The sequence below is a fragment of the Caballeronia sordidicola genome (assembly GCF_002220365.1).
In the GTDB taxonomy this organism is placed as follows: domain Bacteria; phylum Pseudomonadota; class Gammaproteobacteria; order Burkholderiales; family Burkholderiaceae; genus Caballeronia; species Caballeronia sordidicola_C.
In genome coordinates this window covers 1-7,777 of sequence record NZ_MTHB01000092.1, presented here as the reverse complement: position 1 = coordinate 7,777, position 7,777 = coordinate 1, and the positions used below count along the sequence as shown (strand labels likewise).

5 protein-coding genes and 1 pseudogene are annotated in these 7,777 nt (G+C 56.0%); all 6 read right to left on the bottom strand.

The window, feature by feature from the left end; genetic code table 11:
• The coding region (gene ftsH / locus BSU04_RS13955) for an ATP-dependent zinc metalloprotease FtsH (protein WP_089161149.1) at positions 1-1,853 on the bottom strand (1,853 nt) is incomplete at its 3' end.
• Between the two features lie 313 nt (positions 1,854-2,166).
• The gene (locus tag BSU04_RS13950; RefSeq protein WP_179258317.1) at positions 2,167-3,054 is read right to left on the bottom strand and encodes a PRC-barrel domain-containing protein; all 888 of its coding nucleotides are present in this window, start codon (positions 3,052-3,054) and stop codon (positions 2,167-2,169) included.
• 492 nt (positions 3,055-3,546) lie between these two features.
• A complete protein-coding gene (locus BSU04_RS13945) occupies positions 3,547-4,320 on the bottom strand; it encodes a PRC-barrel domain-containing protein (RefSeq protein WP_089161147.1) in 774 nt (257 codons plus the stop codon).
• Between the two features lie 417 nt (positions 4,321-4,737).
• On the bottom strand, positions 4,738-5,523 hold the full coding sequence (locus BSU04_RS13940; protein WP_086380960.1) for a PRC-barrel domain-containing protein: 786 nt from the start codon (positions 5,521-5,523) through the stop codon (positions 4,738-4,740).
• A gap of 742 nt (positions 5,524-6,265) precedes the next feature.
• Positions 6,266-7,411 carry a glycosyl hydrolase family 65 protein gene (locus tag BSU04_RS13935; RefSeq protein WP_089161146.1) on the bottom strand — a complete coding sequence of 382 codons (1,146 nt, stop codon included), beginning with the start codon at positions 7,409-7,411 and terminating at the stop codon, positions 6,266-6,268.
• 101 nt (positions 7,412-7,512) lie between these two features.
• Positions 7,513-7,777, bottom strand: a pseudogene (locus tag BSU04_RS47100) (group II intron reverse transcriptase/maturase); the annotation flags it as partial.

Genomic DNA, 7,777 nt, shown 5'->3' with positions numbered 1-7,777 from the left:
GACGGCGCAGACGTTTCAATGCCAACCGCTGAATGCGCGCTCAAGTCGGCCGTCAGAAGCACCCTGATCTCGTCACCTGAGAGAGTTTCGCGCTCAAGCAAAGCTTGCGCGAACAGTTTGAGCTGATCGACATGGTCGTTCAGGATCTGGCGCGCCCTCGCCCGACCTTGTTCGGCGACTCGTCGAATTTCCTTGTCGATTGCGAGGGCAGTGTCAGGAGAAACTTCGACTGACTGACCAGGAATCACCTCCCGCGCACTTTCGCAATACACCGGCCCAATCGCGTCGCTGAATCCGAATTCGGTTACCATGCGCCGCGCCAGCAGCGTCGCCTGACGGATGTCGTCACTCGCGCCAGTTGTGACCTCGTCCGCCCCATAGATCAGTTCCTCGGCAACACGTCCGCCGAACATCATTGCGACTCTGGACTCGAGTTGCTTCCTGGAAAAGCAATAGCGGTCCCGCTCAGGCAATGACATCGTAACCCCGAGCGCCCGGCTCCGCGGCACGATGCTAACCTTATGCAGCGGATCGTGCTCAGGCGAATGAAACGCGACCAGCGCGTGCCCTGCTTCATGATAGGCCGTCATTTCTCGTTCTTCATAAGTGAGCGTTAGCGAACGCCGCTCCGCGCCCATTAGGACCCTGTCCCTAGCGCGCTCGAAGTCCGCGCCTGTTACGTGCGGGTGGTCGCAACGAGCTGCCAACAGCGCGGCTTCGTTGACAAGATTTGCGAGATCCGCGCCCGAGAAACCCGATGTGCCTCGTGCGAGGGTCATGCAAGCCACGTCGGGGCCCACAGGTACCTTGCGCATATGTACCTTCAAGATCTTCTCGCGTCCCAACACGTCTGGATATGAAACGGTTACTTGACGGTCGAACCGCCCGGGCCGCAGCAGCGCAGCGTCCAGCACATCGGGCCGATTGGTTGCGGCGATCACGATGACGTCCTCGTTGGCTTCGAACCCGTCCATCTCGACTAGAAGTTGATTCACCGTTTGTTCTCGCTCGTCGTTGCCGGGGCCCACACCTCGGTGACGACCAACGGCATCTATCTCGTCGATGAAAATGATGCACGGTGCGTTCTTCTTGCCCTCGCTGAACATATCACGCACACGCGAGGCGCCGACGCCGACGAACATTTCGACGAAATCGGAACCCGCAATGGTAAAGAACGGTACGCCAGCTTCACCTGCAACAGCCCGCGCCAAAAGCGTTTTACCCGTTCCCGGCGGCCCAACGAGCAACACGCCTTTGGGCACCTTACCGCCTAGTCGCTGAAATTTCGCGGGATCCTTGAGGTACTGGACGATCTCAGTCAGCTCTTCCTCTGCCTCTTCTATCCCGGCAACATCCGCGAACGTGATACGACGTGACGTTTGCGTGAGCAAACGTGCGCGAGATTGACCGAAGCTCATAGGACCGCCACCTCGGACCGGCCCACGGCGCATCGCGAAGATCGCGACCCCGATCATCAGTACCAGTGGCAACCAGTTCGTCAAGGATCCGCTTGGGATAGACCAGCCATCGTCTGCAGCAATCGCGACCCGCACATGATGCGATAAAAGGCTCGCGACTAATCCGGGGTCCTCGGGAACGGTCGTGCGAAACCCTGTCTCATTCGCCAGTTTTCCGGAAACAGTGGACCCCGCGATCATCACCTCACGAACGTCACCTTTATCTACGTGCGACACGAAATCCGAATAGATCATTCCGTTCGCGGATCCTTCCCGATCCTTTGTCGTATAGGCAGCCGCGTTTGTCGAGGTCGAGGTCTCCGATGCTCCGTCTTTCAAAGCTGACTGCCCGAATGCCGACCCGAGGAAAGTCGATGCCACCAAGATGGCCGCCATTGTGAGTGCGTTGTTAAGCTTGCGGTTGCACATCGCCATTACTCCCCTGGCACGCCATCGGGATCTGCGCTGGTACAGCAACTGGCGCGAGTGGCCGTGTTAGTCCGTGCATCAGTGGTGCGCGGCATTCGACTACTTCGAGGTCAGGAGCACAATCCCGTTCGTCTGCCCAGAACCTCTCACGCCCGCTGCAACGGCAGCGCTTAGACTCATGCGCATGTTGCAACTCCATGCTCATGGAAGAAGAGATCTTTACGTTTAGCTCGTCGCTCAAACGAAAAACGAAACGAAAAATCGCCCCCCTTTCGAACAGTTATTGTCCCTGTTTTGACAGAGCGGTCTTCCAGTACGCGTCCACCGTTTTACTCTCCTGATCGAACGTTCCGGCTTTATTGAATTGTTGGTCTCGTTTCACCTGAGGCGCAGCGTCCATCGCGGGCTTGGTGGCGTCGAGCACGAGCAGGCTTACGTTTGGCGTCACTTTGAAGTCACCCCATGGTACTGGAACATATTTTTCGTCTATGCCGAAGATGCCGCCCCTGCCGATCACCAGATAGGCGATCTGACCTGTCTGCGGACTCGTCACGATGTCGTCCACACTACCAAGAGGTTCGCTTTTAGGATTACGCACCTCAGTCCCGAGCAATTCGTCGGAGCGAAACGCAATATTATGATCCGTCACGGATTGCGCGGAGGCTATCTGCCGCTGTTGCCACTCCGGCGCATGTGCAAGCGGCGCTTTCCGATCATGCTGTTCCCCCGCGTAGTTTTTATACAGTTCGCGGGTTTTGGCGAGCAGGTTTTCACACGACTGCTGTTGCCCATGTCGGGCCAGTATGTTGGCAGCGGCGACGAGAGACCTGACCTCGTAACCCGGCCGAGCGCTTTGATATCTACCCTCGGCCGATGCGGGGTAGTTGGATCCCGCATAACCATCGTACCCATATCCAAGCTCGCCTACCGGATAACCGTATCCGTAACGAGACCCACCTAACCAGTAGCCGTCTTTCCCCATCTGACTCGTAAAGGCACCCAAATCACGCAAACATTTCAGCGCAGGTTTGGTGGATGGGACGTTCATCTCATCGGGAGATGAAGCGCTTATTGCGCCGGTCGCAACAGGCTCCGCGGCGAGCACTGGACCCGCAAGGCAAAGACCGACCGATGTTGCGAGGGAGCTAATCAGTGTCGAGCGTCTCATTTTATTCGTCTCCATGTTCCGGGTTGACCGGCAATCGAACCGACGGGCCAAACCACTACCGATAGGTCGATAGTAGTTGTCGTCGGATCACATCGGTAGACTCGGAAACTACTCAGTTTTCCTACGGACAGCGTCGCATGCCGCGAATCTCAGTCGACGAACGTTGTTCAGATAGTTCACGGACAAATTCTGAGGAGCTTTAAGCCGACGCGCAGGAGGTACCCCGTTGGTCGATCGCAAACAATATTCGCCCTCCGCCTGGATAGCGTCAACCAGAACGTCCGGTTTACCGACAACACGGCCGGACTTGCTGATTGTCGCCGTCCACTCCGCCCCTGGTTGCCGTTTGATGCATGATGCCGATCATTTCATAGCGAAAAATCGCCGTCGTCATTGGTGCGGGCAGCAATTTCCGTTGAGCACCTTGAGACTCCTTTTGACATTTAAGCCATGTAAAACCTTATGCGACAGCAGTCGATCGGTGCCGCATCCTCACCAATACCCACCTTTGCCATAATGCTTATGGAGCTTCGCTTCATAGCGGCGACTGAGCGGAACGGACTCGTCGTATTCTGGGCTATTTTTGATTGCGTCGCGGGTAAGCAAGGTAGAAACGGTAGAGCCGACCCAGTCGACGAGTTCAATCCATTGGGTCGCGAGCAGCACCTCCTTGCCACCGGGCCACCAGTTTCTCGTATCAATGCACAGGTAACGAATAACCCACGCCTCATCGTCAAAGATGAATCCCGAGACGTGACCGATGCGACCGTCAGCTGCCTCAATGTGATAGCCCCTGACTGCCTTCGAACTGCGCAAATGGACATCCGCGGGTGGATCGTCTGCTTCCATATCGCGTCGAGCGCGGGCTTCCTGCACCATGCCTGGTGTGGACACCATAGATCCGAACGCCGGATAGGCACCCACTCCCCAGAGGTAAGCGCCAGCCCAATACGTCGGATAGCCATAGTATCCGAGGTACTCGGTTTCGTGCTGACGCGACACGGGCTTATCCGTGTCGATATTCGGACTGTCCTTTACCTGTTGCTGCGTCAGGTCCACCTCAATGGTGCCTGAGGCCGGATGCGCCTGTTTGAATGAATAGGGAGAAATCAAAACTCGTCGTTTATTAAACCAGTTTCCCGTGTCGACCACGAGATAGCGAACGCCCCACGCTTCGTCATCAAAATAGACCTCATCGACGCTGCCGATGTCACCGTCACGTGCGGCCACCGTGCATCCGTAGACACTTTCTATGGTTCTTAGCATTTTCGAAACTCCCAGCGAGCAAGTGCGTCTCGGAATGGTTGAGACGGCTGTCGAAGATAAACGGCGATAAATTGGCATCAGCATACCGAGCCTATGCCGCGGGTTGCAGAGTCCTCAGTTTCACAATGTTCGCGCTCTCGAGGGGTGCGTCCATCGACATTCCATTCGAGACCACAACCGCTACAACATCACGATAACCATGCCGAAGTTGCAGCTCGCGCAAGCTCATAGCGCTGCGGTTAAAATACGCTGCACCTTTTGGCCGTTGCGCTGGCAGATTCAGCAGACGCGTTCGCTGATACCGCAATACCGCACTGCCCCAAAAACTGATCCGTCAGCCACCGAGCACCGGAACAACGCGCTAGCGGGGCACGGACCATCGTGCAGGCGATGATCGTTTGCAAGATGATGACGCGTTCACTCCTTTGGCGCTGCAATCCAATAGCCGTTTTTTCGATAGTAATCGTGAAGCATCGTCTCGTCGCCACGGTTCAGAACAACAGAATCGTCGTACGCGGGGCTATGCCTGATTGCGTCGCACGTGAGCGTCGTCGAAATGGTCGAATTGGTCCAGTCGATATCATCGATCCACTGTGTCGCCAACAGCACCGTCTTACCACCCGGCCACCACTTTCTGGTATCGAATGTAAGATAACGAATCGCCCACGCGTCATCGTCAAAGAGGAATCCTGAAACCTCGCCAATTCTTCCGTCGGCCGCCTCTATGCGATACCCCGCTACTGCGCGGGTGCTGCGCAAATGAACATCATGCGGCGGCGCCTCGCGCGCGCCAGAGAGTTGGGCGGCGACGGATGTAAGGCTTCGAGCCGGCTCGATTAAACTGAAGCTCGGTCGACTGCTCAGGCCCATTAAGTCCGGCCCGTCCCAGTACCGAGGATAGCCGTAGTAATTGACGTATTCGATTTCGTGTTGCCGACTCACCGGCTTGTCTGTATCGACCTTCGGGCTATCTCTTACTTGCTGCCTCGTAAGGTTCACGTGAATGTTGGACGCACGTTCTGTGTGCTGTACTGAATGCGGCGAAATCAACACTCTTCGCTCTGTGAGCCAGTTCCCGGTCTCAACCACTAAATAGCGTATCTTCCATTCCACGTCATCAAAGTACACCTCGTCTACGGCTCCGATGTCACCGTCGCTTGCAACGACAGTGCACCCATGAATTTCCTTTACGCTTCTCAACATTTTAGATGCCCCTGCATAATGCGACAGTCGCGGTAGCCGCTTCCAATATCGCGGGTATTTAGTTCGCCCATGGATGACGAGTCGATCGCACGTATCCATTACGACAGCGGCCGGACCTCCAACCCTCGCCCCGGGTGTCCGATTCGCTTACTCCATCACATGGGCCCTGGTAACTTTCATCAGACATTGGAATGTCTATCGGAGAAGCGGGCCAGTTCACGAGCTTCTTTCGGCCGTTAAGTAGCTAATGAAATGCAATCGAAAGACGTGCGCCTATGTTCTGTACTCAGACAAGTATGAAAGCGAAATAGCCATTCTCCAACACAAGGAATCATCGCTGATGACTAAGAATAGTCGGAAGTTGGTACTACGAGTAGGTTCGGAAACTACTCATGCCCACGGGCAGGTCACCTGCTTCAGCCAAGCCCTCGATAATTCACAGACATCCGCTATTTACCTTTCGACTGCAGTTCGTGAAGTAATTTTCGAGGCGGGCATCGGAGTTTCACTTGACGAGGCACTAGACGCCCCCGAATCCAGGGGGCGTATCGACGGATCAATCCACGGATCGGCGAGACCTGCGCCAGTCACCTTGCGTAATTAACGGGCTAACTCTAGTGACCCTGGGTTGTTTCAACCTTCGATCGGCCCCGCGGAGCCAAAGGCAATCTCCTGTTGCCTGTCGAATGCCTGAGTCGTCTTAAGTTTCGCCGTCACTGTCAACTTCAAGAACCGGCGGCGGTCAGCTAGGCGTCTGCGCGCTAATTTCTTCGGGTGTGCCGTCCGCTTCCAGGTGGGTCAATTCGAAAACGCGGGTCGTGCCGCTTTCCAATTCATACGCGTGATCATTGACGCACAGCGATATCGGCGACGCAACGCCAGCGTGAACACGCAACGTCAGGGCCTTGTGATCCAGTCCTAGATCAATCGAGTGCCCTCGATAACGAATGCGCATATCGAGGCGCTGGATGTCGTTCGGCAACTTAGGGTTGAGGCGTAATACGTCACCCTTGATCTCGATTCCGGTCCAAACGCGTTGGACGAGATCGACCGTGCCAGCCATTGCCCCAAGGTGGACGCCTTCCGCAGTCGTGCCGCCCTGGATATCTGCCACGTCGCTTTGCAGCGCCTGTACGAAAAAACGCATCGATCTTGCCCGGTCGGAGCGCGCCAGGACCCAAGCATTGACCGCTCGGCTCAGCGTTGAGCCGTCAGACGACCGGCTGGTGTAGTAGGAAACGTTCCGCGGGATGGTTGCGTTCTCGATCGGGTATCCCAGGCCAGAAAATAATTCAGTGAACTCTTCAGCGGAGAACAGATAGAACAACATCAGCGTGTCGGGCTGTTTCGAGACCTTGTAGCGGTTGGCGCTGTCGCCCTCCCCTTCAAGGATCAGATCAAGGCGCTGAATGTTCGAATAGCGGGCACGGTAAGCGTCCCAATCGAGTTCAGACAATTTTTCGTAGCCCTCAAACTGGCTGATGATCCCTTCGTCATGGAACGGGATGTACATTTTTCGACTGATATCGCCCCAGCGCGCTATCTCGCCTGCCGTCAGGTCAAGCTGGGTGGTCAGCTCCGAGCGTCGTATTTCGGACAAAAGTCTGAGCACGTCCTGGGCTCGACAGAGCACCCAGACCGCCATGACGTTCGTATATGCATTATTGTTAATGCCGGGGATTGCGCTGCCGGGGTAGCCGTCGTGGAATTCGTCCGGTCCGAGTACGCCGCGAATCTCGAAGCGTCCACGCTCGTAGTTGAATTTTGCGATGCTCGACCAGAATCTCGCGATATCGAAAATCAGTTCTGCACCGTAGGAATGTAGAAACTCGGCATCGTGGGTGACCTGGAAGTATTGCCAGACGTTATATGCGATTGCGCTGCCCACATGACGCTGGAGTGGAGTAAGAGGCAGGGCGTAGTCGAACTATCTCCCTGCCTCTCCTCCCCGAACCGGACTTGCACCTCTCAGCGCATCCGGCTCTCCATTTAAATGTTGCTCATAGCAAAGGCGACATCAGCGTAGCGCGACTCGATGGTGCTGCGTTTCTCAGCGCGCAGGATGAAGGGATTTTCCGCAGGAGTGCGCCAGATGAAACGGGCCTTACGACTGGTAACTAGACGCCGAAGCGCCACCGCCCCATACCAACCCCGGCTATTTTGGCCGTGAAGCACCCAAGTTTTCGCATGTCCTTCTTCAGGCCGCTGGACGTGGTCGCGCATCAACGCTGGGAAGCCACGTCGATACTTACGT